Below are 25,745 nucleotides of genomic sequence, written 5' to 3' on the forward strand. Positions count from 1 at the left end.
CAGGCTGCGGCATAGTGAGCTCCCCATATTCGCTGTTGCAGGCCTGGCCATGAATCTGTCGCTGTATATCTCCACCGTTCTGATCTGGGGCACCACGTGGATTGCCATCAAATGGCAACTGGGGGACGTGCCGCCGCCGGTGTCGATTGCCTGGCGCTTCTGGATCGCGGCACTGGTGCTGTTCGCGTTGCTACGTATCATGCGCCGGCCGATCTGGCCGCCGCGCGCCGCATGGCGATTCCTGGTTGCGCAAGGGTTGGCGCTCTTCTGCCTTAATTTCCTGTGCTTCTACTACGCAGAGCAGGTCGTGCCGAGCGGCCTCGTGGCGGTGGTGTTTTCCACGGCGCCGCTGCTGAATTCGATCAACGGCCGCCTGTTCATGGGCCGGCCTTTGCAACCCACGGCGATCGCCGGGGCGTTGCTCGGGCTCGTCGGCATCGTGTGCCTGTTCGTTCAGCAGATGGCGGGACATCTCGGCGATCACGCCGCCTGGTTCGGTCTGGGAATCGCGTTTCTCGGAACCTTGTGCTTTTCGGCTGGCAATCTGTTGTCGAGCCGGATGCAGTCGATGGGTTTGCACCCGTTCGCCACGAATAGCTGGGCGATGCTGATCGGCGCCGGCGTCCTGACGGTAGGCAGCGCATTGGCAGGCTTTTCGTTCGCCGTCGAGCCGTCCGCGCGTTATCTCGGCGCGCTCGCCTATCTCGCGATTTTCGGCTCGGTGATCGGCTTTACGGCCTATCTGATGCTGGTCGGGCGCATCGGACCCGAGCGCGCCGCTTACTGCACGGTATTGTTTCCGATCGTGGCGCTGGCGGTATCGACGGTATTCGAGGGCTATCAGTGGTCCGCGCTGGCCGTGGTCGGCCTGTTGCTGGTGGTGGCCGGCAATCTGGTGGCTTTCGATCTCACGCGGCGTATCTTTGTGCGGCGCGTGCGCACTTCCTGACGGGCATTGTTCCGCGCAAGGCGGCGCGCTAATCCGCGCCTATCCACTCGGGCCGCTTTCCGAGGCTGTCGAACACTTCGAGGATCGTCGCCTTCACCTTCTGCACGGCGTTGCTTAGCAATGCCGTGTCGTGCCAGCACAGCGACAGGTCGCGCGAAAACAGCGGGTGGTCGACCTTGGCGAGCTTGAGCTTGTGTTCATCGAGTTCGACGTGCGCCGCCGTCCATGGCAAGATCGTTACGCCGAGCTTTGCCATCACCGCGGCAAACAGCAGTGCGGTGGAACTGGCCTCGAACAGAATCTCGCAGGGCTGCCCGGCCTCGCGCAGCGCCCACTCCACGCGGCTGCGAATCGTATTCGGTGCGCTCGGCAGGATCAGCGGCATGCGCGCCAGTTCGGCGATCGGCACGGGCTCCTGCGGCATCGCAAATTCCGGCCACGCAATCAGATAGAGCGCTTCCGTCAGCAGCTTCTGCGAGGCGACGCCGCGTGTCTCGACGGCGTCGACGACCACGGCCAACTCCACCCGTCCGCCGCCGATCAATTTGGCGAGGTCCGCACTCGGCGCTTCGATCAACTCCAGCGCGATCCCCGGATAACGATCGCGAATCGTGCGCGCGAGGGGGATGGCGACCATGCGCGTCGTGCTCGACGGCATGGCGACCGACACTCTCCCTTGCGGCAACTCCGCGTCCTGACGCAACAGTTCACGCGTGCCGTCGGCTTGCCGTAGCAATTCGACGGCGTGCCGGTACAGCGTCTGCCCCGCCGCCGTGGGCGCGACGCCATGCACGCTGCGCTCAAGCAGTTGCATGCCCAGATCGGTTTCCAGATTGCGCATCTGCTGGCTGATCGCGGGCTGTGCGATATGCAACGCCTCGCTCGCGCGCGTGACGTTGCCGCACTCCACCACCTTCACGAAATACCGTAGTTGCCGCAGGTCCATGCGCGTCGCTCGCTCCTTCATTCCATAACGAAATCCGATCGAGCTAGAGAAATATCATATTTTTCGATTATCGAGCGCGTTCTTATACTCAACTCACAAAAAACCGAAGCGTGCCCGCTCTGAACGGTGCGGCGCCGCTTCAGAACGGCCGGCTCACGCCGGCCAGGAGACAGGCATGGCCAAAGTAATCGCTGCATCGACGCCGGCGCTCAAGCCCCGGCGCACGCCCCTGACCCGCGAGCAGATCGGCGGCTTCTGGGCGGTCTACTCCGGCTGGGTGATGGACGGCGTGGATTCGGTGATCTACGCGCTGGTGCTGGTCCCGGCGCTTGCCGAATTGCTGCCCGCTTCGGGGATTGCCGCCACGCCCGGCAACCTCGGCATGTACGGCTCGATCCTGTTTGCGCTGTTTCTGATCGGCTGGGGACTGTCGTTCATCTGGGGACCGCTCGCGGACCGCTTCGGACGGGTCAAGACGCTGGCCGCGAGCATCCTGATCTACTCGGTATTCACCGGCGCAGCGGCGTTTGCGCACAACGTCTGGGAGCTGGCCGCGTTCCGGCTGATTGCCGGCATCGGCGTGGGCGGCGAATGGGCGCTGGCCGGTACCTATGTGGCCGAAAGCTGGCCGGAGGATCGCCGCAAGATGGGCGCCGGTTATCTGCAGACGGGCTACTACCTGGGGTTCTTCCTCGCTGCTTTGCTGAACTACACCATTGGCGCGACATACGGCTGGCGCGCGATGTTTCTGTGCGGCCTCGCGCCGGCATTGCTCGCGATTTTCACGGTGCTCAAGGTGAAGGAGCCGGGGCAGTGGCGCAAGGCCACGCACGGCATCGGGCAGACGAGCGCGCCGCCCGTGCGGGCTCGCCGGCCGTTGCTGGAAATCTTCGCGCCGGCGTATCGGCGTCGCACGCTGACTAGCGCGAGTCTCGTCGGCGTCGCGATCATCGGTCTGTGGGCGGGTTCGGTCTACGAAGCGAGCGCGGTCGTGACACTGGCGACGCGCGCCGGCATCGGCCGCGTCGGGGCCGTGCATCTCGCGTCGATCGGGGCGGCGGTGCTGTCCGTGGGGACGATACTCGGCTGCCTTGCCGCGCCCTGGCTGGCGGAACGGCTCGGCCGCCGGCTCGCGCTCGGCGCTTACTTTGCCGGCATGGCCGTGTCGATCGTGTTCGCGTTCGGCTGGGTTTTCTATCTGCCGAACGGACTCAACCTGTTCATGGTGTCGCTGCTGTTTCTTGGGTTTTTCGGCGGCAACTTCGCGATCTTCTCGTTGTGGCTACCCGAGCAATACCCGACGCGAATTCGCGCCACCGCGTTCGCCTTCAATGCGTCGGTGGGCCGCCTGCTCGGTGCCGGCGTCAACTTTCTGCTGGCCGCCGCGATTCACTGGCAAGGCTCGCTCGGCTTGCCGGTGGCGTGGACTGCGGCGGCCTTCGTGATCGGGCTGCTGATTCTGCCGTTCGCTATCGAGACGCGTCATCAGACGTTGCCGGAATAGCACACCTCTTATCTGTCGTCGTCAATTCGCTGGAGAGTCGGATGCAAGCGTTACAAGGAATCAAGGTCGTCGAGTTGAGCCGTGCGCTGTCAGGGCCGTTCTGTTCGATGGTGCTCGCCGATCTCGGCGCGGACGTCATCAAGGTCGAGCCGGGTCAGGGCGGCGATATGAGCCGGACCTGGGGACCGTTCGACCGCGGCGTGAGTACGTATTATCTGTCCTGCAACCGCAACAAGCGTGGAGTGTGCATCGACTTTCGCCATCCTGAAGGACTGGCCGCGATTCACCGTCTGATCGACGGCGCCGACGTGGTGATCGAAAACTTCAAGCCAGGCACCATCGACAGCATGGGGCTCGGCTACGACGTGCTGAGCGCGCGCAATCCGGGTCTTGTGATGGGCAGCATCAACGCGTTCGGCGCGGAAGGTCCGATGAGCGGCTGGCCGGGTTTCGATCAGATCGCACAGGGCTATTCCGGCCTGATGAGCCTGACCGGTTTCGCCGATGGCGACCCCACGCGCACGGGCACCGCGATCGGCGATCTGAGTTCGGGCATGTGGCTCGCTATGGCGATTCTGGCCGCGCTGCTCGAACGTGAGCGGACCGGGCGCGGCCAGCATGTGAGCACGTCGTTGCTCGCGAGTCTGGTTGGGCTCTTGAGCGTGCATGGTCAGCGTTACCTGAGCCTTGGCGACGTGCCGCGCCGCACCGGCAATGCGCACGCGGTGATCGCGCCATACGGCGTGTTCGAGACCGCTGACGGTCCGCTCAACCTCGCGCCGATCACGTCCGATATGTGGCTGCGGTTGTGCCAGTTGCTCGATCTGCCTGCATTGCCGGACGATCCGCGCTTCGTGACCAATGAAGCGCGTGTCGCGCATCGTGACGAATTGAAGGCCGTGCTCGAAGCGCGTTTGAAGACCCGCGGCAAGCGGGAGTGGACCGGGATGTTCATCGACGCGGGGCTGCCGGCCGGACCGATCAATACGCTCGACGAAGTGTTCAGCGACCCGCAGGTGCAGTATTGCCGACTCGTCGAGACGCTCGACCATCCGACGCTCGGCGCGTTGCGCCAGGTTGTGACGCCCGTGTCGGGTTCCGCTGCTTCGGACGGCGCGGCGCGGCACACGAGTCGTCATGCGCCGCCGCGCCTCGGCGAACATACCGTCGACGTGTTGCGCGAGGCGGGTTTCGACGCCGCGCAGATCGACGCGTTGCTTGCCGCAAAGGTCGTGCATCAGCTGGGCGGCTATCATTCGCTGGAGAAAGCCTCGGAACGCGCTGCGGGAGTCACACAATGAGTACGACGCACCCTTCACCATTTACCGTCACAATCGATATCGTCGATGAACGGATCGCCCGCCTGACGTTCAGTCATCCTACGCGAAGGAATGCGCTCAGCGCCGAGTTGCTGCAGGCGCTCGACACGCGCCTCGTCGAACTCGCTGCGCGGCGCATACCCGTCGTGATACTGGGCAGCGGCGTCGGACAGGACGTCTGGAGCGCGGGTCACGATCTCGGCGAACTGGCGCACGACCGCGATCCGATCGCCTACGGCAAGCCGCTCGAACAGGCGTTGCGCCGCGTGCGTGCGTATCCGGGCGTGGTGATCGCGATGGTGTCGGGTTCGGCGTGGGGCGGCGCGGTGGATCTGGCAATGAGTTGCGATCTCGTCGTCGCCGACGAGACTGCCCGTTTCGCAATGACCCCGGCGAACATCGGCTTGCCCTATACGACGAGCGGCTTGCTGCGGTTCTTCAACAACGTACCGATTCACGTGCTGAAGGAGATGTTCTTCACCGCGCAGCCGCTCGATGCGGCGCGTGCCGAGCGGTTCGGCGTGGTCAACCGGCTGGTCGGCAGCGACAGGCTGGAGGCAACGGCGCTCGACATGGCGCGTGGGATTGCCGGCAAGGCTCCGCTTGCGATTCAGGCGGTGAAGGAGCAATTGCGGATACTCGAGGACTTGCAGCCGCTGCCTGTGCAGGCGATGGAGCAGATCGCGGAGCTGCGGCGGCAGGCGTGCGAAAGTGCTGACTTCAGCGAAGGGTTGGCGGCGTTTTCGGAGAGACGGGCGGCAGTGTTCGGGGGAACGTGACATCGTTTGCCGATGCGCCGGTTGATTAAAAGGTGATGAATCAGATTGGCACGGCCGCACTGGTGGCCGTTTGAGGTGAGTATTTTCGGGAGCTAAAAAAGCGGTAGAGGACGCCACAGCAAGACGACGCTCGACCAGAACCCGCAACTCGCGCCGCAACTGAACGCATTGTCCGATGCGCTGAACAACGACACGATGCTTGAGATGAACAAGCAGGTCGACGTCGACGGCAAGCCGGTGCGCGAAGTCGCGGCGGAATTCCCGCGCACGCACAAGCTGCCCTGAGCGGAGATTTTCACAAGGACTGTATTCGACTATCTATCGGCTAACTGGCCTGAATTGCTGCAACTCACGGCGCAACATGTATGGCTGGTGGGCATCGCGGTGGGCTGTGCGATTCTCGTCGGCGTACCCCTTGGTATCCTGATCAATTGGCATGAATGGCTTGCCGCGCCGCTGCTGAGCATTGCAACGGTGGTGCTGACCTTGCCTTCCATCGCGCTGTTCGGCTTGATGATTCCGGTGTTCTCGCGCTTCGGCCAGGGCATTGGCGCGGTGCCGGCGATTACCGCCGTGTTCCTCTATTCGCTGCTGCCCATCATGCGCAACACCTACCTCGCGCTGCGCAGCGTCGACGCCGGCATCAAGGAAGCGGGCATCGGCATCGGCATGACGGTGTGGCAACGGCTGCGCCTCGTCGATTTGCCGCTTGCCGTGCCGGTGATTCTCGGCGGCGTGCGTACTGCGGTGGTGATGAACATTGGCGTGATGACGATCGCCGCGGTAATCGGCGCCGGCGGTCTCGGCACGCTGATCATCCGCGCGATCGGCCAGAGCAGCATGATGAAACTGTTGGTGGGCGCCGTGCTCGTGAGCGTGCTCGCGATTGTTGCGGACCTGCTGCTGCAAGCGCTGCAACGCTTGCTGACCCCGAGGGGAGTACAAAAGACATGATCGAACTCGACAAACTGACCAAGACGTTTACTCAAAAAGACGGCCAGCAGGTGAAGGCCGTCGACTCGGTGAGCCACCACGGTGGGCGAAGGCGAAATCTGCGTATTTCTCGGCCCCTCGGGCTGCGGCAAGACCACCACGCTGAAGATGATCAACCGTCTGATCGCGCCGACCTCAGGCCGCGTGCTGATCAATGGTGAAGACACGTCGGGTCTGAACGAAGTCGAATTGCGCCGTCACATCGGCTACGTGATCCAGCAGATCGGCCTGTTCCCGAATATGACGATCGAAGAGAACAGCACGGTTGTGCCGCGCCTGCTCGGCTGGGACAGGAAGCGTTGCCGCGAACGGGCCACGGAGTTGATGTCGATGGTCGCGCTCGAGCCGAAGCAGTATCTGAAGCGTTATCCGCGCGAACTGTCGGGTGGCCAGCAACAGCGCATCGGCGTGATTCGCGCGTTGGCCGCCGATCCGCCGGTCCTGTTGATGGACGAGCCGTTCGGCGCGGTCGACCCGATCAATCGCGAGTCGATTCAGAACGAGTTCTTCCAGATGCAGCGTCAACTGAACAAGACGGTGATCATGGTGAGCCACGACATCGACGAGGCGATCAAGCTCGGCGATCGTGTGGCCGTGTTCCGCCGTGGCCAACTGGTGCAATACGATCATCCGGATACGCTGCTCGCGCATCCGCGCGACGAGTTCGTCGGCGCGTTCGTCGGTCAGGACAGCACGTTAAAGCGCCTCTTGCTGGTGAAGGCCGGCGACGCCGCCACGCACCCGGACACCGCCCGCGCCGATACGCCGGTGGCGCGCGCATTCCAGATGATGGACGACAGCGACAGCCGCTATCTGACCATTGTCGACGAGAAGCAGCAGGCGCTCGGCTATGTGACGCGCCGCGCGGCGCGCACGGGCGAAGGCGTGTGCGGTGATCATCTGAGCGCGTTCAAGGCGACGGTCAGCGCGGACGAGAATCTGCGCATCGTGCTGTCGAAGATGTACCAGTTCAATTCGTCATGGATGCCGGTGCTGGACGGCGACGGCCGTTATGTCGGCGAAGTCACGCAGGATTCGATTGCGGACTATCTGAGCTCAGGCCGTTCGCGCAGGCAGACCGGTCAGCCTGCGATCGTCTCGCCCGCCGTCGCCGCAGCGGAGGCAGCCGCTGCGCAGGTTGCAACGGCTGATCACGCGTGAAATCGGCGGGTGGGTCGAAGTGCGTGAGTACGCCGCCTCGCCTGAAGACGACGCCCGTGAGAAAATTCTGAGTTATCGATGGGCGCCTAACGTCGCTCGCGTTCGCCCCGATCACGAATAGACGGCAACGCACGATCGGTATATAACGACGTGAAAGGACGGCTTGTTCACCAATGCATCAACAGGAGCGAAGTTTCATCATGACGCAAGACGTAACGCCCAAACCGCCCACCGGCGACCGGCCCGAGTTGGAGCACCTCGACGCAGCGCTCAGCCATGTGGATCAGCAGGTATCTTCAGGCAGCATTGCAACCGGTGCCGCGAAGGGCATTCTATATAGCCTGATCGAAACGCTCGGCACGTTTGTCGGCGACCCCGATCTGCCAGAGCACGCGCGCTCGGGTTACGAGGGATTGCTGGAAGCCGCTCGCGAATTACGCGCGAAGCTGGACCACTAAAGGCGATGGCGCGCCGCTGGTGTGGCTTGTGGGTGGCGCGATTCGTCTTGGCATGCTTGCCGATGTGGCAAGGCCGCTGCCATTGCATGGCGTGACGGCAAAGCGGCGGCGAATTGTCGTTGCGACTCACCGCCGTCTTTAGCTGCTTCTAGCCACTTCTAGCCGCTGCATTTCGGCGGCACCCTGTCTATGATAAAAAGGCGCACTGTCTCCAACATTGCGCCTTTTTTATGCTCTCAGCGTCTGCTATCGCGTTGCTGGCCCTCGGCATTGTCGTCGTGCTGATTACGCCCGGGCCTACCAATACGCTGCTTGCCGCAGCCGGCTTGCGCCAAGGCGTGCGGCGCTCGCTGCCGTTGATCGCCGCCGAACTGGGTGGTTATTTCATCTCGATCTCGGTGTGGGGGCATTTCCTCGTCAAGGCGGCGCATGCGCTGCCCTGGTTGCCCTCGCTGGTACGCGTGGCGGCCGGTTTATATATCGCCTATCTCGCCGTCGACATGTGGCGCGCGGCAGTCGCGTTGCCTGACTCGGCGCAGCAGGCGAGCGGCATGCGCACGTTGTTCGTGGCGACGCTGCTCAATCCGAAAGGCTTGCTGTTCGCCGGCACGATCTTTCCGGCTATTGCCTTCGCGCAACTGCCGGCCTACGTGTTCGCAATGCTGATGTTCGCGTGCCTGGTGGTGCCGATCGCGCTCGCGTGGATCACGTTCGGTGCGGCGCTCGGCAGCGGCAGGCTCACCTGGCTGAATCCCGTGAAGGTGCAGCGCGGCGCTTCCATTGTGCTCGGCGTGTTTTCCCTGTCGCTGGCGTGGGCGGCGCTGCATTGAGCGCGGCGATAATTCCGCATTCAGGCAGCCACGCCGGCGCGCAAGCGGACTTCATTCGAGACGTCGTCTACGCTTAGCGCGTCGAGCCATTCCGGCGGCGCGGCGGTGATTTCCAGTTGCGGTGTGCCGTGCCAATCCGCGCAGCGTTGCAACGCGCGGCGCAGATCGCCGGCAAGACGGGCGCTTAGTCGCACGCCCGGTTCGATGTGCAGCGACTTCAGTTCGAACACACCTTGGGTTCGATGCGCTTTCGCATCCACGCGGCCGACCAGACGCCCACGGCTCAGCAGCGGCAACACGAAGTAACCGTATTTGCGCTTCGCAGCGGGCGTATAGCATTCGATCGCATAGTCGAAGTCGAAGAGCGCAGCGGCGCGCTTGCGGTCCCACACCACCGGATCGAACGGCGACAACACCGTGGTCACCGTCGAGGTGAGCTTGCCGCTCGCGGCATCGTCGAGTATTGCGGCGAAGTCCTCGTGGACGAACGTGTCCTGCTTCCAGCCCTCCACGCGCACCGGAATCAGTTCGCCCTGGTCGGCGAGCGCATGCAGTTCGTCGCGGTACGGCCGGCGCGGCAAGCGGTAGTAGTCTGCGACCCAATCGGCGCGCGCGACACCGAGCGCGCGGCAGGTGCGGCGCAACACTTCTTCGGTTACGGTGTGCGCAGGCGGCAGATCGCGTGCGTCGTCCCAATCCGGTAGCACGCGTTCGGTCAGATCGTAGACGCGGTGAAAATTGCGTCGCTCGGCCACCATCAATTGTCCGATCGCGAACAGCACTTCCAGATGGCGTTTCTCCGGCTTCCAGTCCCACCAGCCGTTGCCTTTGCCCGCCTCGCGGGCGAAATCCGCCGAGCGTACCGGACCGGTCGCGCGAATGTGCGCGAGCAGTTTCTCGATGTCCTTGCGATGCTTCTTGTGCCACTCGGCCGCATATTTCCAGCCCATGCCGCTCGGATCGAGCATGCGATGGCGCAGCAGCCCGTAGTCTTCGGTCGGCACGAAACAGGCTTCGTGCGACCAGTACTCGAACAGCTTGCCTTCGGCGAGATGCTCGTCGAGCCATTGCTGAGGATAAGCGCCGAGCCGGCTGAACAACACGAGGTAAGGGCTGCGCGCGACCACATGGATCGTGTCGATCTGCAATTGCGCCATGCGGCCGATCGCGTCGAGCACGTCGGTCTTGACGGCTTTGCGGCGCGGCGGTGTCAGCAAACCTTGCGCGGCCAGATGCAGGGTTCGGGCGGCGGAAAGCGGAAGAGTCTTCACGCGAATGTGGATCAGTAAGTGACTGCGATGGGAGCGGACACAAGGACAAGGTCCGGCCTGGATCAGCAGCCGTTACTGTAGCGTGAAGCCGCCAGACATGCCGTTACCACCCGCGGCCGTGATGCCGGTCCCAGCCGCGATGACGGCCATGATCGTGATGCCAGCGGCGGCCGCGATAGTAATCGTCCCGGTAGCCGTAACCGTAGGCCGGTCGCGGCGCGTATACGACTGGCGGAGGCGCATAGACCGGCGGCGCGGCGTACACCGGCCCCGGCGTGTTGACGAACACGCCGACGTCCACCCTGGCCGAGGCGGCAGTCGAGGCGCAGGCGGCGGCAAGGCCGATGGCGGCGAGAACGATCGCGCGTTGGAACATGCTTGTCTCCTGTCGAATGGCTGACATCAATATTACGAGACAGAAAGCAAGACAGGTGCAACGAGTTGAAGGCTTGTGTAACGGCAGGTTACCCGCCCTTACGGCCACCGGACGCCGGCCGCAAGGGCGGTCGCGGCGGTTTAGCGGACGTTCGTTCAGGCGTCGAGCGGGACTGCATCGCCCGCGGCAACCGCCAGCAGCTGATGGATCTGGGCAACCACGGCAGCGCCTTCTCCGACGGCCGCCGCCACCCGCTTGGTCGAGCCGGCGCGCGCGTCGCCGATCGCGTACACGCCTTCGACCGTGGTGGCGAGATCGCAGACCGACGCGCCTTCGGCGCTCGTGCCGGTCAGCACGAAGCCCTTGGCATCGAGTTCCACGCCGCAGGTGCGCAGCCAGTCGGTATTCGGGTCCGCGCCGGTGAAGAGGAACAGATGACGCGTGTCGAAATGATCGGTGCCGTCGGGCAACGGTTTTTTCAGGCTGACCGATGACAAACCGGTTTCGTCGGCGTCCAGCCTGCCGATCTCCGAATTCGGATGGACGAACACGTTCGGCAACGAGCGGATCCGGTCGATCAGATAGCGCGACATGGTGGCTTCAAAGCCGCTGCGCCGGATCAGCACGTGGACCTTGGCCGCATGCGTCGCCAGATAGACGATCGCCTGACCCGCCGAGTTGCCGCCGCCTACCAGCACCACTTCCTGGCGCTTGCACAGCTTCGCTTCGACGGGCGACGCCCAGTAGTAGACGCCGCGCCCCTCGAAACGGTCGAGCCCTTCGAGCGCCGGGCGCCGGTAGACCGCGCCGCTCGCGATCACAATGGCGCGCGCCGTGATGTGTCCACCGCACTTCAGTTCCAGCCGATGCGGCCGCTCCGCGCAATGCAGCGCCTTCACGTTGACCGGAATCGCGACGTGCGCGCCGAATTTCTGCGCCTGTACGAAGGCGCGGCCTGCCAGCGCCTGGCCGGAAATGCCGGTCGGAAAGCCGAGATAATTTTCGATCCGCGCACTCGCGCCGGCCTGGCCGCCCGGCGCGCGGCTGTCCAGCACGATCACCGACAGACCTTCGGAGGCCGCGTACACCGCGGTGGCAAGCCCGGCGGGCCCGGCACCGACGATCGCGACGTCGTACACATGCGCATCGTCGAGATCGGGCAGCAGGCCGAGGCACGTGGCGAGTTCAGGCATGCTCGGATGACGCAGCACCGAGCCGTCCGGGCAGATCACCAGCGGCATGTCTTCTTTTTGCGCGGCGAATTGCTCGATCAGACGCAGCGCGTCTTCGTCGCGTTCGTCGATCACGGAATGGGGATGGCCGTTGCGCGACAGAAAGCCTTGCAGCATGACGAGCCGCGCATCGTTACTGTTGCCGATCAGGATCGGGCCGCCGGCGCCCTTTTCGATCAGCGACACGCGCCGCAGGATCAGCGCGCGCATGATGCGCTCGCCGAGTTCCGCTTCAGCGACGATCAGCGCACGCAGTCCTTCCGGCGGAATCAGCAACGCCTCCACCGAACTGAGCGCCATGCCGTTGACCAGCGCCGGCCGTCCCGACAACTGACCGACTTCGGCGAGAAAATGCCCTGCGCCATGCTCGCCGATCAGGACTTCACGCCCGATGCCGTCGCGCTGATACACCTTCACGCGTCCTTCGAGTAACACGAACATGCCGGGACCGGTGTAACCGGTTTCGAACAGCAGTTCACCGGCTTTCCATTGACCGATCTCGCCGAACCGCCGCAGGCGATCGATCTCCGCGCAGGTCAGCGCGGGGAACATCTGATGCATGCGCGTGGAGAGAGATGAAAACGGCGCGTCGGCGACGACGGCTTGCTGTTGCACTTCCCCTTGTTGTCCTTCAGCTTCTTGAGTCGAAAGCATTGAACCGCTCCTTCGGTGTTCATTGACGGATCGAACGGGAGGCGAAGCGGCGCGGCGCCCAATGGCGCGAATGCAAGTGCGCTGCTTGCGCTACACAGCCTTCGGCGCGACGTCTTCGACCGCCACTTCGGGCGGCGGCATGTCGGGCAGCGATTCCACCGGCTTGCCCGAGTCGCGCCAGGCTTCCATGCCGCCGCGCAGCGGCAGCACGTCTGAAAAGCCGGCTTCGTTCAATTGCTTGGCCATCCATGCCGCGGAAATCTCATTCGGGCAGGAACAGTAGATCACCAACTTCTGATCGCGCGGATAGCTCGCGACGATCTCGTCGAGTTGCCGCTCGTCGGCGAATTGCGAGCCCGGAATCACGAATGGATCGAGCTTGCGCTTCTCGTGCGAGCGGATGTCGAACAGCACCGGCGTGTTGCCGGCTTTAACCAGCGCGGCCAGTTCGTCGACTTCGATGCGCGCGGACGCGAGCTTCGCGATCAACTGGCGCCGGCGTATCCAGCGATAAGCCGCATACGCCAGCAGCAGCGCGACGGCGACCAGCGCGGCTGTGCGGCCGAGGCGCCCGGCCAGGGCGAACAGCATGTCGATCTGCCGCGCGAACAACGCACCGATAATCAGGCCCGTGCCGGACCACAACGCGGCGCCGATGCTGTCGTAGGTGAGAAACGTGCGGTAGCGCGTGCCCATTGCGCCGGCCATTGGAATCGACACGATCGACAGGCCCGGCACGAACTTGGCCACGGCCAGCACGCGCACGCCCCAGCGGCCGAAAAAGCGTTCGGTCTTCTTCACACAGGTGTCGCGCGAGAGCGACAGGCGGCAAATCGCTTTCAGCGTATTGCCGCCGTACATGCGGCCGGCGAAATACCACGCGCTGTCGCCGATCAGCGTGGCGAAGATCGACAGGATGAGCACCGGCGCCAACTGTGTGCCCACGGAACCGGGATGCATGGCCGCCATCGCCCCGAACAGCACGAGCGACGGCATCGCCGGAACCGGCAGCCCGATCGAGGCGGCGAGGACGTTCACGAAGACGAGCGCCGGCCCATATTGCTCGACGAGATCATGTAGCATCGGCTTACATCCGCAGCCCTTTCGGGCGCGGCGCAGGTAGGGAATGCAAAGGAGAATGCAAGGATTATGGACGCATTTTCGAGACGTGCAAACGCCTTGAAAAGACGCCCGTTATTCGGCCGTTGGAAGCGCTATTGCGGGCACAATGAACCGCTCGAAAAGCGCATCAGGAGCGCAATTCGAACAACGCGAAAAGGTTTGAAATCCGAGCCGCATGCTAATGCGGAAATAATGCCCGATTGACGTCCCCTAGACGCCCTCTCGGCAAGCAACTGAAGACCGGCGATGCTCACACGCGGCATTCGCACTCAAGTGCGAATGCCGCGTGACCTCTGTTATTGACGGTGGTTGTGCTGTTCGCCCGGCAGTTCGGCGCCGTGCGCGCGAATCGCGGCAATCAGTTCGGCTGGCGTGATTTCGTAGCGCACTTCGCGGTGTATGCCTGGCTTGCGCTCATCGACTTCGATCAAAAGAATGCCTTTGCCGTCTTCTGTCGATTCGAGGCGCAGCGAGCGGAGTTCGCGCGCCGTTGCGTCGTCGTATTCGGTGAGCAGGGCCATTGACCCGGAGGACCCGGTAGTGCGCATCGAAGTTGTCCTTGTTCCGTTGTTGATCGAACCATTGTACGGGCAGGATAGTGCGGCGTCTGTCGCACCGCAGTCACGCTTTACGCATTTGCCCGTTCACTTGCCGGCGTGCCGTACGCGGCCAGGCGCGTTGACTGGCGCGGCTCGCCGGGCAATGCGCGGCGTGACGTCCCGCCGTGACAACCAGTTTAACGCGACTCCCGGCAACGACGGATGCATTTTTCGTGCCCCGTGGCGGTGCGCATCTTCTCCATGACTGTCATGCTGTTGACGCGTGCGGCGATTAAAGGAAGCACGCGAGCCGTGGCTCGTCGCTCCGCATTTGTGCATCCCGCAGCCAGGCTGCGCGTGGACAGGGCAATTCGTTGCCGAAAATGGTGAGCGCGTCGTTGCAGCGGGTCAGCGCGTCGAAGGCGTAGCGGTTCGACCCGGCTCGACAGTCATGCAACCAACTGCGTCCGCAAAAAAATAGCCCGTCCGTGAGAAGGACGGGCTGCTAAACGCCGTTGTTACTTGGGTCAGCCTGCCCTTGCAACCAACTGGGCGCTGACGGGTTCCATCCTGCTGCGCCAATAGCGGGCTGTCGAGGTGGGAGTAACGCCGATCTATCAGATCATTGTGGCTTCGTCATGCTCCAGATCGCGTGCGACGGCCGGCACATTGCGTCGCTTGATGTCGGCGGTTTGCGCGGCATCGGACGTGAGCGCCTGAGGGCGCGTCGCGCCGCTGGCGCGTTGCGCGGGCGCGGCGTGCGCGACGCTGAACAGACGCACCGCCTCATCCAGCACATCGGCCTGTTCCGCGAGACGCTGCGCGGTGGCCGCCGCCTGTTCGACGAGCGCGGCGTTCTGCTGCGTGGCGCCATCCAGATGCGAGACCGCCTGATTGACCTGACGAATCCCTTCCGCCTGTTCGCTGCTGGCATTCGCCACGTCCACGATGATCGACGACACGCGGCCCACCGCTTCGTCGATCACACGCATTTGCGAGGTGGTGCGCGCGACCAGTTCGGTGCCTGCGGCGACTTCGGTCGCACTCGCTTCGACCACCGACTTGATTTCCTTCGACGACGCCGCGCAGCGTTGCGCGAGCATTCGCACTTCGCTCGCGACCACGGCGAACGAACGGCCTGCTTCGCCTGCTCGCGCCGCTTCGACGGCCGCATTCAGCGCAAGGATGTTGGTCTGGAACGCGATGCCGTCGATCACGCTGGTAATGTCCGCGATACGCTGCGACGCCGCCGTGATGCCGGCCATGGTCTGCTCGACCTGGCCCGCGATCTTGCCGCCGACCGCGGCCGCCGCCTGCGCGTCTCTCGCCAGATCGAGCGCGCGCACGGTCGCGTCGGCATTAGCCTGCACGGTGGTGGTCAGTTGTTCCATGGTGGCGGCGGTTTCCTCGAGCGATGCCGCCTGCAACTCCGTGCGCCGCGCGAGATCGACATTGCCGCTGGAAATTTCGCGCGCGTTGTCGAGCATGCCGGTGATTTGCGCACGCACGTCGTAGACGATTGCCGCGAGATTCGCCTTCAACTGATTCAGTGCCTGGAGCACTTCGCCGAGGTCGTCGTGGCGCGCGATGTGCAGATCGGCGGTCAGATCGCCCGCGGCGAGACGCGTGGCGAACCCGGACATCTCGCGGATCGGCGCGGCGAGTTGCCGCTTCAACAGTTGCCAGGATACGAGGCCGACTGCGGTGGTCACGCCGAACGCAATCCAGAACTGCGCAGGCGGCGCGCCTTGCCATGCCGCGAGTCCGGTCAGCAGCAGCGCGAGCGACGTGATCGCGTAGCCGGCTGCCGCGCGCGTGGCGACAGGAAGGCGCATGAGCGCCTGCAGACGCCCCAGCAGGCCGGTGCGCACCACCACGCCGCGGCGCAGCTTGATGCCGCGCGCCTCGCCCGTTCGCATGCGCGCGTACAGCGCCTCGGCGGCGCGTACCGTGTCACGCTCCGGTTTCACGCGCACGCTCAGATAGCCGACAACGGCGCCTCTCTCGACCACCGGCGTGACGTTGGCATGCACCCAGTAGTGGTCGCCATTCTTGCGGCGGTTCTTCACGAGCGCGGTCCACGGACGGCCGTCGCGGATCGTCGCCCACATGTCAGCGAATGCCTCGCGCGGCATATCCGGATGACGGATGAGGTTGTGCGGCTGGCCGATCAGTTCGTCGCGCGTAAAACCCGAGACGGCGATGAAGGCGGGATTGCAGTACTGGATGCGGCCGGTCAGGTCGGTCGCGGAAACAAGCATCTGTAACGAAGGGTACTCGTACTCGTGCCCGGTGACAGGCTGGTTGTTGCGCATGGCTTTCCTTGCTGATGCAGACGCGCACGTGCGCGCAATGCTTACTTGGTCGCAAGGATTAACGGCATTTAAGCCCTCCGGCTTGAGGGTTTCCCAGTAAACAATTCAGGTTTAAGGGGCTCTGGGCCCTTAACGCAAGGTTGTCTGATATGTGCCGGGGCGGCCCCGCGAAACGGTGCCGGATGCGTCGCGCGATACCTTCAAAAGGGCTACACTGCGCCCGTATAAGGCCTGCAGACGTAGTTCGTCCCTCGATTCCGCAGTGGTCTGCCTGCACGAATCCGCTACACACGCGAGCTGATGCAGAAGATCCTCGACCGTACACAAGAGTCCCTGGCGCTCGCTTTCGCCACGCTCGCGCAGAACGCAAAGCGTCAGCAGCGGGCTTATCTGGCGACAATCGGTTCGCTCATGCTGATCGTGGCGATCTTCGCACTCGTGCTGGCTGTCGTTGCCGGGCTCGCGCAACTCGACTATCGCCGCACCTTCGCTTCGCAGAATGCAACCGACATCTCCCTTCTCCTGCACCAGGAGGAGTCGTTTTCGCGACGCGTCGAGCTCACGTTCGATTATTACTACACCGCTCCCCAGGTGCGCAGCGCGCCGGATGCCGTTCAGCAGTCGATCCGCCGGACCGGTGCCGTGCGCGGCAAGGTGGACAGGATCGATGCCGGCTTCGACTTGCTGGTCGGCGAAGCCACCACCGCGGCCTGGGGGCCGCAACTCGGCGAGAAGCTTGGCCGTTTGTACGAAGCGTCGCAGTCGACGCTTGCGACCCAGCAGGCGTTCGAGTTGCAGCAACGGGCCACGCTGGTCGGGCTGAAGGAAGACTATGCCGTGATCCTGCCTTCGCTCGCGCAACCGGTGGCGGGAAAGGCCGCCGCCGCGAACCTGTCCGCTGTGCCCCAGCGGCAACTGGCTCTCATCCGGACGCTGCGCGAAACGCTCGAACGCCAGCTCGAAGCGCAAACCGGCAGGCGTCTGCCCGGCAAAGGCGAGCGCGTCTGGCTTGGACCCTATCTCGATCCGCTGGAGAACGTGCCGGTGATTTCGGCTGTGAGCGTCTATTACGACGGCGGCACGCCCACTACGCTCATCAGCATGAATATTCGGCTCGACGTGCTCGCGAGGCGCATCGCGCCGCCGGGCGACGAGGGCACGATACTGCTGATGGCCGCGGATCGTCGCATTATCGCGTCCTCGAAGCCGCTCGGCGCGCAGACCGGCACAATGCTGCAACAGACAGTGGCCTCGACGCCGTCTCACGTGTTTCATTACGGACGTGAAGGCGTGATCTTTCATGAGCCGCTGGGGCCGGGGTTCGGCTTCCTGGTCGGCTATTTGCCGTGGGGGGCGCTCGCCGTCGCGCTTGGCTGGCAACTCGCGGTGATCGCCGCTCTCACGGCGTTGATCCTGCTGGCGGTTGCGCTGACGGCGCGCTATTTCGGCTTTCGGCTGTTGCGCAATGCGTTTGCCGAAACCTCTCGCTCACTGGAAAGTGAAACCATCAATCACGTGCTGGTCAGTGCGACGCCGGTCGGTCTGTGCGTCGTCCGCCAAAGCGACTATTCCATTCTGACCGCCAACGCGCTGGCCGCAGAGTTGCTGAGTATCGAGCCGGGCAGCAACCGGTTGCCGCCGCATATCGTGGGCGAGTTCCTCGCGCAGACGCCCGGCAAACCTTCGGCCGCGACGATTGCACGGATCGCCGTTTTCGTTGTGGCCGCACGGCCGCAGTCGCAGGCTTCGCCACCGCCGGAAGAAAGCGGCACGCCCGCGCGGTTTTTGCAGTTTACCTATGCACCCGCGCGCTACGCGGGTGAGAACGTGCTGTTCTGCGCAATTCTCGACGTCACCGCCCAGACGTTACTCGAACAGCAATTGCGGCACGCACAGCAGACTTCGGACGCCATGATGCGTGCGCGGACGAATTTCTTCGCGGCGATGAGCCACGAAATCCGCACGCCGTTGAACGCGTTGCTCGGCAATCTCGAACTGTTCGCGCGCACGCCCGGTCTCGAGGCGCATTCGCAGCGGCTTGCGACCCTGGGTGTCGCGTCCGACGCGCTGCGCCGCGTCGTCAACGACATTCTCGACTTCTCCAAGATCGATGCGGGCGAGATGCTGCTGGCCAACGAGCCCTTCCGGCCCATCGACGAATTTGAAAATATCGCGTTCTCTCAAGCGCCGTTGTGCGGGGACCGCGCGGTCCGTTTCTATGCACTGCTTTCGCCGACGCTCGACTGCACCCTGATCGGCGATCGCATGCGCATCGCGCAAGTCGTCAACAACCTGCTGAGCAACGCGTTCAAATTTACGTCCTCCGGCAAGATCACGCTGTATGCGGAAGTGAAGGACGATCCGCAAGGCCGCCCGACGCTCATCTGCAGGATTTCGGACTCCGGCGCCGGCATGAGCGAGGAGCTGCTGGCACGTCTGTTCAAGCCGTTCGTGCAAGGGGCGCTGGGTACGTCGCGCGGAACGGGCGGGACCGGTCTGGGGCTCGTGATCTGCGCGCGGCTATGCGAATTGATGGGCGGCCGGATCTCCGCCGAAAGCGTACCCGGCGTGGGCAGCGTGTTTCATGTATCGATCCCGCTCGTCGCGGTGCCGGGCGATCAGCGCACGCCGGTCACGACCCCCGCGTGGCGCGGGACGGCGCTCGTGCTCTGCACGGAGCGGCAGGCGGGCGAGTTTCTGGACGGCTGGCTTCAGCGAGCGGGCTGGTCGAGCCATACGGTGACGTCGCTGGCCGGCGCAGAGGCGTGGTTGAAAGCGAATCGCCCAGTGGTGTTGATTGTGTCCGGTGAATACGATCTTGAGGCGATTGTCCGCTTGCGCGCGTTGCAGGCGGTCGGGGCGGTGTGGATCACGAGCGGTGGCCCGACCCGGCCAGAGGCGCGCGCTCAGGGTGTACTCGAAGTGAGTGAATTCAGCCGGACCGCGTGTCTGACGGCAATCGAGCTGGCCGTCGAGGGCGCCTCCGCCGCGACGGACGAAGCGCCCGCGGCCGTCTCCGCCTTGACGCCTGCTGTCGAGATCGATCCCGCGTTACTGGGTCTTGCGGTCCTCGTCGCGGAAGACAATCCGCTGATCCAGAACCTGATCGCCGAGCAACTGGTCGAGCTCGGTTGCGTGCCCACGATTGCCGCGGATGGCAAGCACGCGCTGGCACTCTTCGAACGGGCGCCGTTCGAGGTGGTGCTGACCGACATCCATATGCCGGTGATGGATGGCCATGAGCTGCTGACGGTATTGCGCGAGCGGCATGCTGAGCTGCCGGTGCTGGCCTTTAGCGCCGCAGCCGAAGAGCAGCAGGTTCAAAGCTGGCGCGAGCGCGGCTTTAGCGGGTACGTTTCCAAGCCGGCGTCTTTGAGTGAACTACAGGCGGCTTTGCTGGCGGTGGTGCCCGCGCCGGCGCGAGCGGTTCGCGCCAAGGCGGCATCGACGTCGGCATCGGCCGACTCCGTGGCGCCTGTTGCCAACGTAGCGAGCATGCTCAGCTCGGACGACAAGGCGCGCTACACCGCGATGCTCAGGGAGCATTTGCGGAAAGATCTGCCCAGGTTACTCGCCATCGTCGAGGAAGAAGACGTGCGGGCATTGGCCGGCTGGGCGCATAGCGCGAGCGGTGCGTTCGTGGTCGTGCGGGAGCCGGAGTTTTTCGACCAATGCCGGCAATTGCAAAGGCTATGCGCCGACAACAGCGAGTGGACAACCGAGATGGACGAACGCGCCATCTCGCTGCACGAAGCCTTATCCGATCACTACGGACTCGACGAGCAACCGGCGCGTTGAGCCGCCGCCCGCCACGGCGGGATCAAACCGGCCGTTTGACGACGAAATCGATTTCAACCAGCGCATCGCGCGCCAGCCCGGTGACGCCGATGCAGGTCCGAGCGGGCAGCGCGTCGGCCGGGAAGTAGGCGCGGTAGATTTCGTTCATCGGCGCGTAATCGCGCTTGAACTCGGTCAGGAAGATGCGCGTGGCAACCACGTGTTGCAGGCCGAGGCCCAAGCCCTGGAGAACCAGCACGAGATTGTCCATCACGCGCTTGGTCTGGGCGACGACACCCTCGGGAAGCGGCGCGGCGTCGTCCGTGGGGGAGGTCGGCATCTGGCCGGTCAGGAAGACCCAACCGTCGGCTTCGGCAGCGTGCGAAAACGGGCCGACCGGCGTGGGTGCCGAGGGGATCATCCAGAAAGAAGGGGTTGAGCTCATGGGTGGGTGCAATGGGCAAGTTCGAATGTCGGGATGACAAGGTAACCGATCAAAACTCGGCACGGCGTTTGCCCATCTCTCTCGGAGCGTATTCAGTCGTCGGTCAGGAAGTTCGGATGACTGTTGCGGATCTGATCGACCTGGTTCAGCGTACCCGAGAGATGCTTGCGCAGCGCCGCCTGCGCTGCCTCGACATCGCCCTTTTCGATTGCCTCGACGATCTCGGTGTGATCGCGCACCACCGCCATCGTCTTGCCCTCCACCGGCAGGTGCAGGCGACGCAGCCGGTCGATGTGGCCGCTCAGCCTGCGCACCAGATCCCAGAGTTGCGGCACGCCCGCCGCCTCGTACATCTGCCGATGAAAGGCCTGGTCGAGCACGGAGAACTGCTCATAGTTCTTGAGGTCGCGCAGTTCCATCTGCCGGGCAATCGTGGCGCGCAACTGACCCGTCAGTGCAGCATCGCGTTGTTCCGCGAGCGTGCGCACGACTTCCAGTTCGATCGAACGGCGCAGAAAGTGCGCCTGCAACGCTGAAGTCACGTTGATCTGGCTAACCACCGTGGCGTGCTGCGGAAAGATGTCGACGAGACCTTCCTCGCCGAGCTTCATCAGCGCGTCGCGCACGGGCGTCTGGCTCAGCCCGTACTGAATCGCCAGATCGGCGCGCGAAAGCACCGTGCCGGGCGCCAGTTCGAGCGACAGGATCATTTCGCGCAGCCGTTCGAATACCTGCGGCGCGGCATGGCGGGACCGGTCGAGCCGGGTCGCCGTCGACGGGGAAGCATGGGTTTTCATGGCAGGGAAACAGAAGCGTGAGCGCAGGCGGAACCTCCGCTCCAACCCGCTGAAATATTAATACTATAGCCGACGCCCATACGCTTTCAATCATCGTGCAGCCGTTTTGCATGCCTGCGGTTCTGGGTATTTTCCCCACTAACGCACTAATACATTAGTGCTTTACCATGCGCCCATCGACTTCAACACGTTTAATTGCCGGATTGCCACCATGACTCGTGACATCACCGTCACCCAAGTGCGAATTACTCCGATCGCTTTCCGCGACGGCCCGTTGCTCAACGCCGCCGGCATCCACGAACCGTGGGCGTTGCGCGCCATCGTCGAACTGGAGACGAGCGATGGCCGCGTAGGCATCTCCGAGACATACGGCGATGAACCGATGCTGCGCGTGCTCGAGCAGGCCAAGGCGCTGGTGATCGGCCTGTCCCCGTTCGACCTCAACCGGATGGAAAAGCGCGTGCTAGCCGCGATCAAGCCGGGCTCCGGCGCGGTCGAATTCGAGCTTGCGCCCGGCTCGCACTCGGCAAAGAACGCGCCGAAAGTCATCAGCACGCTCGAAGTCGCCATGCTCGACTTGCAGGGGCAAATAGTCGGCGCGCCGATCGTCGATTTGCTCGGCGGCAAGGTTCGCGACGCCGTGCCCTACAGCGCCTACCTCTTCTTCAAGTACGCCGAGCATATCGACAGGCCTTACGCGCCCGACGCTTGGGGCGAAGGCCTGAGCGCCACGCAGATCGTCGCGCAGGCGCGCCGCATGATCGACCTGTACGGCTTCCAGAGCATCAAGCTCAAGGGCGGCGTGTTCGAGCCGGCGCACGAGATCGCATGCATGCGCGCGCTGCATCAAGCGTTCCCCGGCGTGCCGCTGCGTCTCGATCCGAACGCCAACTGGACGCTCGAAACGAGCATCAAGGCAGCCCCCGAACTCGACGAACTGCTCGAATACTACGAAGACCCGTGTCCGGGGCTCGCGGGCATGGCCGAACTGGCGAAGCACACCCGATTGCCGCTCGCGACCAACATGGTGATCACGACCATGGACGATTTCCGCCGCGGCGCCGAGATGGGTTCGGTGAAGGTATTGCTTTCGGACCATCACTACTGGGGCGGCCTGCGCGTGACCCAGACGCTCGCGCGCATGTGCAAGCTGTGGGATCTGGGCATGTCGATGCACTCCAACTCGCACCTCGGCATCAGCCTGATGGCGATGACGCATGTCGCGGCGAGCATCCCCAATCTGACCTACGCGTGCGATACGCACTACCCGTGGCAGGAGGAAGAGGTCATCAAGGGCGGCCGCGTAACTTTCGACAACGGCGCGGTACGCGTGCCCACCACACCGGGTCTCGGCGTCGAACTCGATCGCGACCGGCTGGCCGAACTGCATGCCCAGTATCTCTCGTGCGGCGTGCGCAATCGCGACGACCTGAAGCAGATGCAGAAGTACGACCCGAGCTTCAGCGGCAAGAACCCGCGCTTCTGACCAGCGCGGACGGCGGCATGCGACGCGCATTGCCGCCCAAGGAGACAACCCCATGAGCAGATCCATCCCGGCCGCGGCCCGCCCGGAGCGAGCCGACGCGCTGGCGAGTGCCGTGCGCAAGATCAAGTGGCACGTGCTGCCGCTCTTCGTCGCGATGTTCATCGTCAACTATATCGACCGCGTGAACATCGGTTTCGTCCGCCAGCACCTGAGCGCCGATCTGGGCATCGGCGCCGCGGCCTACGGCCTCGGCGCGGGGCTCTTCTTTATCAGCTACGCGGTCTTCGAGGTGCCATCGAACATGCTGATGCAGCGCTTCGGCGAGAAGATGTGGCTCACGCGCATCATGTTCACGTGGGGTCTGGCCGCTGTCGGCATGGCGTTCGTTCGAGGCGAGATGTCGTTCTACGCAATGCGGCTGCTGCTCGGCGCGGCCGAGGCCGGCTTCTTTCCCGGCGTGCTCTTCTATTTCACCAAATGGCTGCCGCGCGACGAGCGAGGCAAGGCGATGGCGATCTTCCTCAGCGGCTCGGCGCTCGCTTCGGTGCTCTCCGGGCCGATCTCCGGCGCGCTGATGCAGATCAGCGGCGGGGGCCTGCACGGCTGGCAGTGGATGTTCGTGATCGAAGGCATGGCCTCTGTGGTGCTGGCCGGCTTCATCTGGTTCTGGCTCGACTCGGCGCCGCGCGACGCCAGATGGTTGAACCGCGCCGAGCAGGACGCGGTGATCGGCGAGATAGAGGAAGAGCAGCGCTTGCGCGATGCAGTGCATGCCGTCAAGCCGTCGGTGTGGAGTCTGCTGCGCGACCCGCAGATCCTGATCTTCTGCCTGATCTATTTCTCGGTTTCGCTGACGATCTACGGCGCGACTTTCTGGCTGCCGAGCATCATCCGCAAGATGGGCCACTTCAACGATTTCCAGGTCGGGCTCTTCAATTCGATCCCGTGGCTGATCTCGATCGCGGCGATGTACTTCTTCGCCATGCTCGCGGCGCGCTTCAAGTTCCAGCAGGCATGGGTGGCGTCCGTGCTGCTGATCGCCGCGCTCGGCATGTATGCGGCCGGCAAGGGCAGCCCGATTTTTTCGTTCGTCGCGATCTGCTTCGCGGCGATCGGTTTCAAAGCCGCGTCGGCCTTGTTCTGGCCCATTCCTCAAGGCTACCTGGACGCGCGCATTTCCGCGGCGGTGTTGGCCCTGATCAATTCGATCGGCAACCTCGGCGGCTTCGTCGCGCCGGCGGCCTTCGGCCTGCTTGAGCAGAAGACCGGCTCGATTGAAGGCGGGCTTACCGGGTTGGCCGTGATGTCCGTGGTGGCCGCCGGGATCGTCTTCTTTTCCCGGATGAAGCCTCGTGAGGAGCGATCCGCCCTCGCGCTATAGACGGGGCGATGACAGCGATATCACTTCAACTAATGACATCGCTCGATTCATACAAACTTTGCGGAGACACGATGAAAATGTTGGGAACCCATTCCGTCGCCGATCAAACGGCCGTCGGACGATACAGGTGGACCATCTGTGCGCTGATTTTTTTCGCCACGACGATCAACTACATGGATCGTCAGATGCTCGGGCTGCTCGCGCCGCTGCTGCAAAAAGACATTGGCTGGAATCAGGTGCAGTACGCGCAGACGGTGATGGTGTTCACGGTCGCCTATGCAGTGGGTCTCGCGACGTTCGGCCGGATCGCGGACCGGATCAGCACCAAAGTGGTCTACGGCAGTGCCATGGCAATGTGGAGCCTGGCCGCGATGCTGCACGCGGTGGCGGCGACCGTGCCCGGCTTCGCGGCCGTGCGCGGTTTGCTCGGATTCGGCGAAGCGGCCAATTTCCCTGTCGCCATCCGCACCACAGCCACATGGTTCCCGAAGAAGGAGCGCGCGCTGGCCACGGGTCTGTGGAACATGGGCGCAACCATCGGCGGGATCGTGGCGCCCGCATTCGTGCCGATTGCCGCCGTCATGTGGGGCTGGCGTGCCACGTTCGTGGCGGGAGGGGCGACCGGTTTCGTGTGGCTGGCGGTGTGGCTGCTGGTGTACCGTCCTCCCGCGGAGCATCCATCGGTATCGAAGGGCGAACTGGATTACATCAATTCGGACCGGGACGAAAGCGTTGAGCAGTCCGTAAGCTGGCTTTCAGTGCTGAAGTACCGCGAAACGTGGGCGTTCATTTTCGGCAAACTGCTGACCGACCCGGTGTGGTGGTTCTACCTGTTCTGGCTGCCCAAATGGCTCAATGAGTCGAGGCACATCGATATCGGCAATCTGGGTCTGCCGTTGATTGTCATCTATACGATGGCATCCGTCGGCAGTGTGGCGGGAGGATGGCTGTCGTCCCGGCTGATGCAGCGTTCACACAAACCCAATGTCGCACGCAAGGTCGCGATGGGTGTCTGCGCGGTGTGCGTGCTTCCCATTGCCACGCTTTCGCATTTTCAGAGCCTCTGGTACGCAGTCTTTGCTGTCGGCCTTGCCGCGGCGGCTCACCAGGGATGGTCGGCGAATCTTGTCACCACTGTCGGCGACGTGTTTCCGCGCCGGATGGTCGGTACGGTGATCGGTATCGGCGGCGTGGCGGGGATGATCGGCTCGTTCTTCTACTCGGGCGTCATCGGCGAGACGTTGCAGCGTACCGGCGAATATTGGGTGCTCTTTGCTGTGGGTGCATCGGCTTATCTGGTCGCGCTCGGCATCATTCATCTGTTAATGCCACGCATGACGCCTGTGAAGCTGCACGAGCAATAGAGTCTTCCCGGCTGAAGTTCTCGCGAAAGGAATGGACGCCGGCGAAA

At 63.8% G+C, this 25,745-nt stretch carries 20 protein-coding genes and 2 pseudogenes; 13 read left to right on the forward strand and 9 right to left on the reverse strand.

Going from position 1 to position 25,745, the window contains the following annotated elements; genetic code table 11:
• Window positions 1-49: 49 nt before the first annotated feature.
• The gene (locus tag NE850_RS13425) at window positions 50-949 is read left to right on the forward strand and encodes a DMT family transporter (RefSeq protein ID WP_007178673.1); all 900 of its coding nucleotides are present in this window, start codon (window positions 50-52) and stop codon (window positions 947-949) included.
• Between the two features lie 28 nt (window positions 950-977).
• On the opposite strand, the gene NE850_RS13430 is transcribed toward NE850_RS13425, so the two are convergent.
• Window positions 978-1,895, reverse strand: coding sequence for a LysR substrate-binding domain-containing protein (locus NE850_RS13430; RefSeq protein WP_165187547.1), 918 nt, complete (start codon window positions 1,893-1,895; stop codon window positions 978-980).
• A gap of 175 nt (window positions 1,896-2,070) precedes the next feature.
• On the opposite strand from NE850_RS13430, the gene NE850_RS13435 reads away from it, so the two are divergent.
• The 8 genes and pseudogenes from NE850_RS13435 to NE850_RS13470 all read left to right on the forward strand — a co-directional run bounded on the left by NE850_RS13435 (window position 2,071) and on the right by NE850_RS13470 (window position 8,939).
• Window positions 2,071-3,399 carry an MFS transporter gene (locus NE850_RS13435; RefSeq protein ID WP_165187550.1) on the forward strand — a complete coding sequence of 443 codons (1,329 nt, stop codon included), beginning with the start codon at window positions 2,071-2,073 and terminating at the stop codon, window positions 3,397-3,399.
• Between the two features lie 41 nt (window positions 3,400-3,440).
• On the forward strand, window positions 3,441-4,700 hold the full coding sequence (locus tag NE850_RS13440) for a CaiB/BaiF CoA-transferase family protein (RefSeq protein WP_310698848.1): 1,260 nt from the start codon (window positions 3,441-3,443) through the stop codon (window positions 4,698-4,700).
• Entirely contained in the window at window positions 4,697-5,497 is an 801-nt protein-coding gene (scpB, locus tag NE850_RS13445; protein ID WP_165187552.1) for a methylmalonyl-CoA decarboxylase, read from the forward strand. The genes NE850_RS13440 and scpB overlap by 4 nt, the downstream gene beginning before the upstream one ends.
• A 132-nt stretch (window positions 5,498-5,629) precedes the next feature.
• Window positions 5,630-5,782: pseudogene (locus NE850_RS13450) on the forward strand (glycine betaine ABC transporter substrate-binding protein); the annotation flags it as partial.
• A gap of 6 nt (window positions 5,783-5,788) precedes the next feature.
• Window positions 5,789-6,451, forward strand: coding sequence for an ABC transporter permease (locus NE850_RS13455; protein ID WP_310698862.1), 663 nt, complete (start codon window positions 5,789-5,791; stop codon window positions 6,449-6,451).
• Window positions 6,448-7,651: pseudogene (locus tag NE850_RS13460) on the forward strand (betaine/proline/choline family ABC transporter ATP-binding protein). The gene NE850_RS13455 and the pseudogene NE850_RS13460 overlap by 4 nt, the downstream one beginning before the upstream one ends.
• 200 nt (window positions 7,652-7,851) lie before the next feature.
• Window positions 7,852-8,109 (forward strand): hypothetical protein, encoded by a 258-nt coding sequence (locus NE850_RS13465; protein WP_007178680.1) that lies wholly within the window; start codon window positions 7,852-7,854, stop codon window positions 8,107-8,109.
• Between the two features lie 230 nt (window positions 8,110-8,339).
• Window positions 8,340-8,939, forward strand: a complete 600-nt coding sequence (locus tag NE850_RS13470) for a LysE family translocator (RefSeq protein WP_165187556.1) — start codon at window positions 8,340-8,342, stop codon at window positions 8,937-8,939.
• Window positions 8,940-8,959: 20 nt separating this feature from the next.
• Here the strand turns inward: NE850_RS13470 and NE850_RS13475 are convergent, their stop codons facing one another.
• From NE850_RS13475 to NE850_RS13500, 6 genes are all read right to left on the reverse strand, one after another.
• Complete coding sequence (locus tag NE850_RS13475; protein WP_007178682.1) at window positions 8,960-10,210, reverse strand: winged helix-turn-helix domain-containing protein; 1,251 nt, start codon at window positions 10,208-10,210, stop codon at window positions 8,960-8,962.
• Between the two features lie 103 nt (window positions 10,211-10,313).
• A complete protein-coding gene (locus NE850_RS13480; RefSeq protein WP_007178683.1) occupies window positions 10,314-10,586 on the reverse strand; it encodes a hypothetical protein in 273 nt (90 codons plus the stop codon).
• A gap of 155 nt (window positions 10,587-10,741) precedes the next feature.
• The gene (locus tag NE850_RS13485; RefSeq protein WP_165187560.1) at window positions 10,742-12,472 is read right to left on the reverse strand and encodes an FAD-dependent oxidoreductase; all 1,731 of its coding nucleotides are present in this window, start codon (window positions 12,470-12,472) and stop codon (window positions 10,742-10,744) included.
• 90 nt (window positions 12,473-12,562) lie between these two features.
• Window positions 12,563-13,555 carry a DedA family protein/thiosulfate sulfurtransferase GlpE gene (locus tag NE850_RS13490; RefSeq protein ID WP_007178685.1) on the reverse strand — a complete coding sequence of 331 codons (993 nt, stop codon included), beginning with the start codon at window positions 13,553-13,555 and terminating at the stop codon, window positions 12,563-12,565.
• A 335-nt stretch (window positions 13,556-13,890) separates the two neighbouring features.
• Entirely contained in the window at window positions 13,891-14,142 is a 252-nt protein-coding gene (locus NE850_RS13495; RefSeq protein WP_007178686.1) for a hypothetical protein, read from the reverse strand.
• A gap of 608 nt (window positions 14,143-14,750) precedes the next feature.
• The gene (locus NE850_RS13500) at window positions 14,751-16,448 is read right to left on the reverse strand and encodes a PAS domain-containing methyl-accepting chemotaxis protein (RefSeq protein ID WP_007178687.1); all 1,698 of its coding nucleotides are present in this window, start codon (window positions 16,446-16,448) and stop codon (window positions 14,751-14,753) included.
• 300 nt (window positions 16,449-16,748) lie between these two features.
• Here NE850_RS13500 and NE850_RS13505 point away from each other — a divergent pair, with 300 nt between their 5' ends.
• Complete coding sequence (locus tag NE850_RS13505) at window positions 16,749-20,246, forward strand: ATP-binding protein (protein WP_310698849.1); 3,498 nt, start codon at window positions 16,749-16,751, stop codon at window positions 20,244-20,246.
• 22 nt (window positions 20,247-20,268) lie between these two features.
• On the opposite strand, the gene NE850_RS13510 is transcribed toward NE850_RS13505, so the two are convergent.
• Window positions 20,269-20,670: a RidA family protein gene (locus tag NE850_RS13510; protein WP_007178689.1), complete on the reverse strand. Its 402-nt coding sequence runs from the start codon at window positions 20,668-20,670 to the stop codon at window positions 20,269-20,271.
• 92 nt (window positions 20,671-20,762) lie between these two features.
• Complete coding sequence (locus NE850_RS13515) at window positions 20,763-21,467, reverse strand: GntR family transcriptional regulator (protein WP_007178690.1); 705 nt, start codon at window positions 21,465-21,467, stop codon at window positions 20,763-20,765.
• Between the two features lie 211 nt (window positions 21,468-21,678).
• Here NE850_RS13515 and NE850_RS13520 point away from each other — a divergent pair, with 211 nt between their 5' ends.
• The 3 genes from NE850_RS13520 (at window position 21,679) to NE850_RS13530 (ending at window position 25,698) form a co-directional block, all read left to right on the forward strand.
• The gene (locus tag NE850_RS13520; protein ID WP_007178691.1) at window positions 21,679-22,953 is read left to right on the forward strand and encodes a glucarate dehydratase family protein; all 1,275 of its coding nucleotides are present in this window, start codon (window positions 21,679-21,681) and stop codon (window positions 22,951-22,953) included.
• A gap of 52 nt (window positions 22,954-23,005) precedes the next feature.
• Window positions 23,006-24,334 (forward strand): MFS transporter, encoded by a 1,329-nt coding sequence (locus tag NE850_RS13525; protein WP_310698850.1) that lies wholly within the window; start codon window positions 23,006-23,008, stop codon window positions 24,332-24,334.
• Between the two features lie 71 nt (window positions 24,335-24,405).
• Window positions 24,406-25,698, forward strand: coding sequence for an MFS transporter (locus NE850_RS13530; protein WP_007178693.1), 1,293 nt, complete (start codon window positions 24,406-24,408; stop codon window positions 25,696-25,698).
• Window positions 25,699-25,745: the final 47 nt, after the last annotated feature.

Source organism: Paraburkholderia sp. USG1, assembly GCF_031570135.1.
GTDB lineage: Bacteria > Pseudomonadota > Gammaproteobacteria > Burkholderiales > Burkholderiaceae > Paraburkholderia > Paraburkholderia dioscoreae.

What these genes read in the sequence shown, in the direction of transcription:
- NE850_RS13425 (WP_007178673.1), top strand. Translation starts at nt 50, where the DNA reads ATGAATCTGTCGCTGTATATCTCCACCGTTCTGATCTGGGGCACCACG.
- NE850_RS13430 (WP_165187547.1), bottom strand. Translation starts at nt 1,895, where the DNA reads ATGGACCTGCGGCAACTACGGTATTTCGTGAAGGTGGTGGAGTGCGGC.
- NE850_RS13435 (WP_165187550.1), top strand. Translation starts at nt 2,071, where the DNA reads ATGGCCAAAGTAATCGCTGCATCGACGCCGGCGCTCAAGCCCCGGCGC.
- NE850_RS13440 (WP_310698848.1), top strand. Translation starts at nt 3,441, where the DNA reads ATGCAAGCGTTACAAGGAATCAAGGTCGTCGAGTTGAGCCGTGCGCTG.
- scpB (WP_165187552.1), top strand. Translation starts at nt 4,697, where the DNA reads ATGAGTACGACGCACCCTTCACCATTTACCGTCACAATCGATATCGTC.
- NE850_RS13465 (WP_007178680.1), top strand. Translation starts at nt 7,852, where the DNA reads ATGACGCAAGACGTAACGCCCAAACCGCCCACCGGCGACCGGCCCGAG.
- NE850_RS13470 (WP_165187556.1), top strand. Translation starts at nt 8,340, where the DNA reads ATGCTCTCAGCGTCTGCTATCGCGTTGCTGGCCCTCGGCATTGTCGTC.
- NE850_RS13480 (WP_007178683.1), bottom strand. Translation starts at nt 10,586, where the DNA reads ATGTTCCAACGCGCGATCGTTCTCGCCGCCATCGGCCTTGCCGCCGCC.
- NE850_RS13485 (WP_165187560.1), bottom strand. Translation starts at nt 12,472, where the DNA reads ATGCTTTCGACTCAAGAAGCTGAAGGACAACAAGGGGAAGTGCAACAG.
- NE850_RS13490 (WP_007178685.1), bottom strand. Translation starts at nt 13,555, where the DNA reads ATGCTACATGATCTCGTCGAGCAATATGGGCCGGCGCTCGTCTTCGTG.
- NE850_RS13495 (WP_007178686.1), bottom strand. Translation starts at nt 14,142, where the DNA reads ATGCGCACTACCGGGTCCTCCGGGTCAATGGCCCTGCTCACCGAATAC.
- NE850_RS13500 (WP_007178687.1), bottom strand. Translation starts at nt 16,448, where the DNA reads ATGCGCAACAACCAGCCTGTCACCGGGCACGAGTACGAGTACCCTTCG.
- NE850_RS13505 (WP_310698849.1), top strand. Translation starts at nt 16,749, where the DNA reads ATGCAGAAGATCCTCGACCGTACACAAGAGTCCCTGGCGCTCGCTTTC.
- NE850_RS13510 (WP_007178689.1), bottom strand. Translation starts at nt 20,670, where the DNA reads ATGAGCTCAACCCCTTCTTTCTGGATGATCCCCTCGGCACCCACGCCG.
- NE850_RS13515 (WP_007178690.1), bottom strand. Translation starts at nt 21,467, where the DNA reads ATGAAAACCCATGCTTCCCCGTCGACGGCGACCCGGCTCGACCGGTCC.
- NE850_RS13520 (WP_007178691.1), top strand. Translation starts at nt 21,679, where the DNA reads ATGACTCGTGACATCACCGTCACCCAAGTGCGAATTACTCCGATCGCT.
- NE850_RS13525 (WP_310698850.1), top strand. Translation starts at nt 23,006, where the DNA reads ATGAGCAGATCCATCCCGGCCGCGGCCCGCCCGGAGCGAGCCGACGCG.
- NE850_RS13530 (WP_007178693.1), top strand. Translation starts at nt 24,406, where the DNA reads ATGAAAATGTTGGGAACCCATTCCGTCGCCGATCAAACGGCCGTCGGA.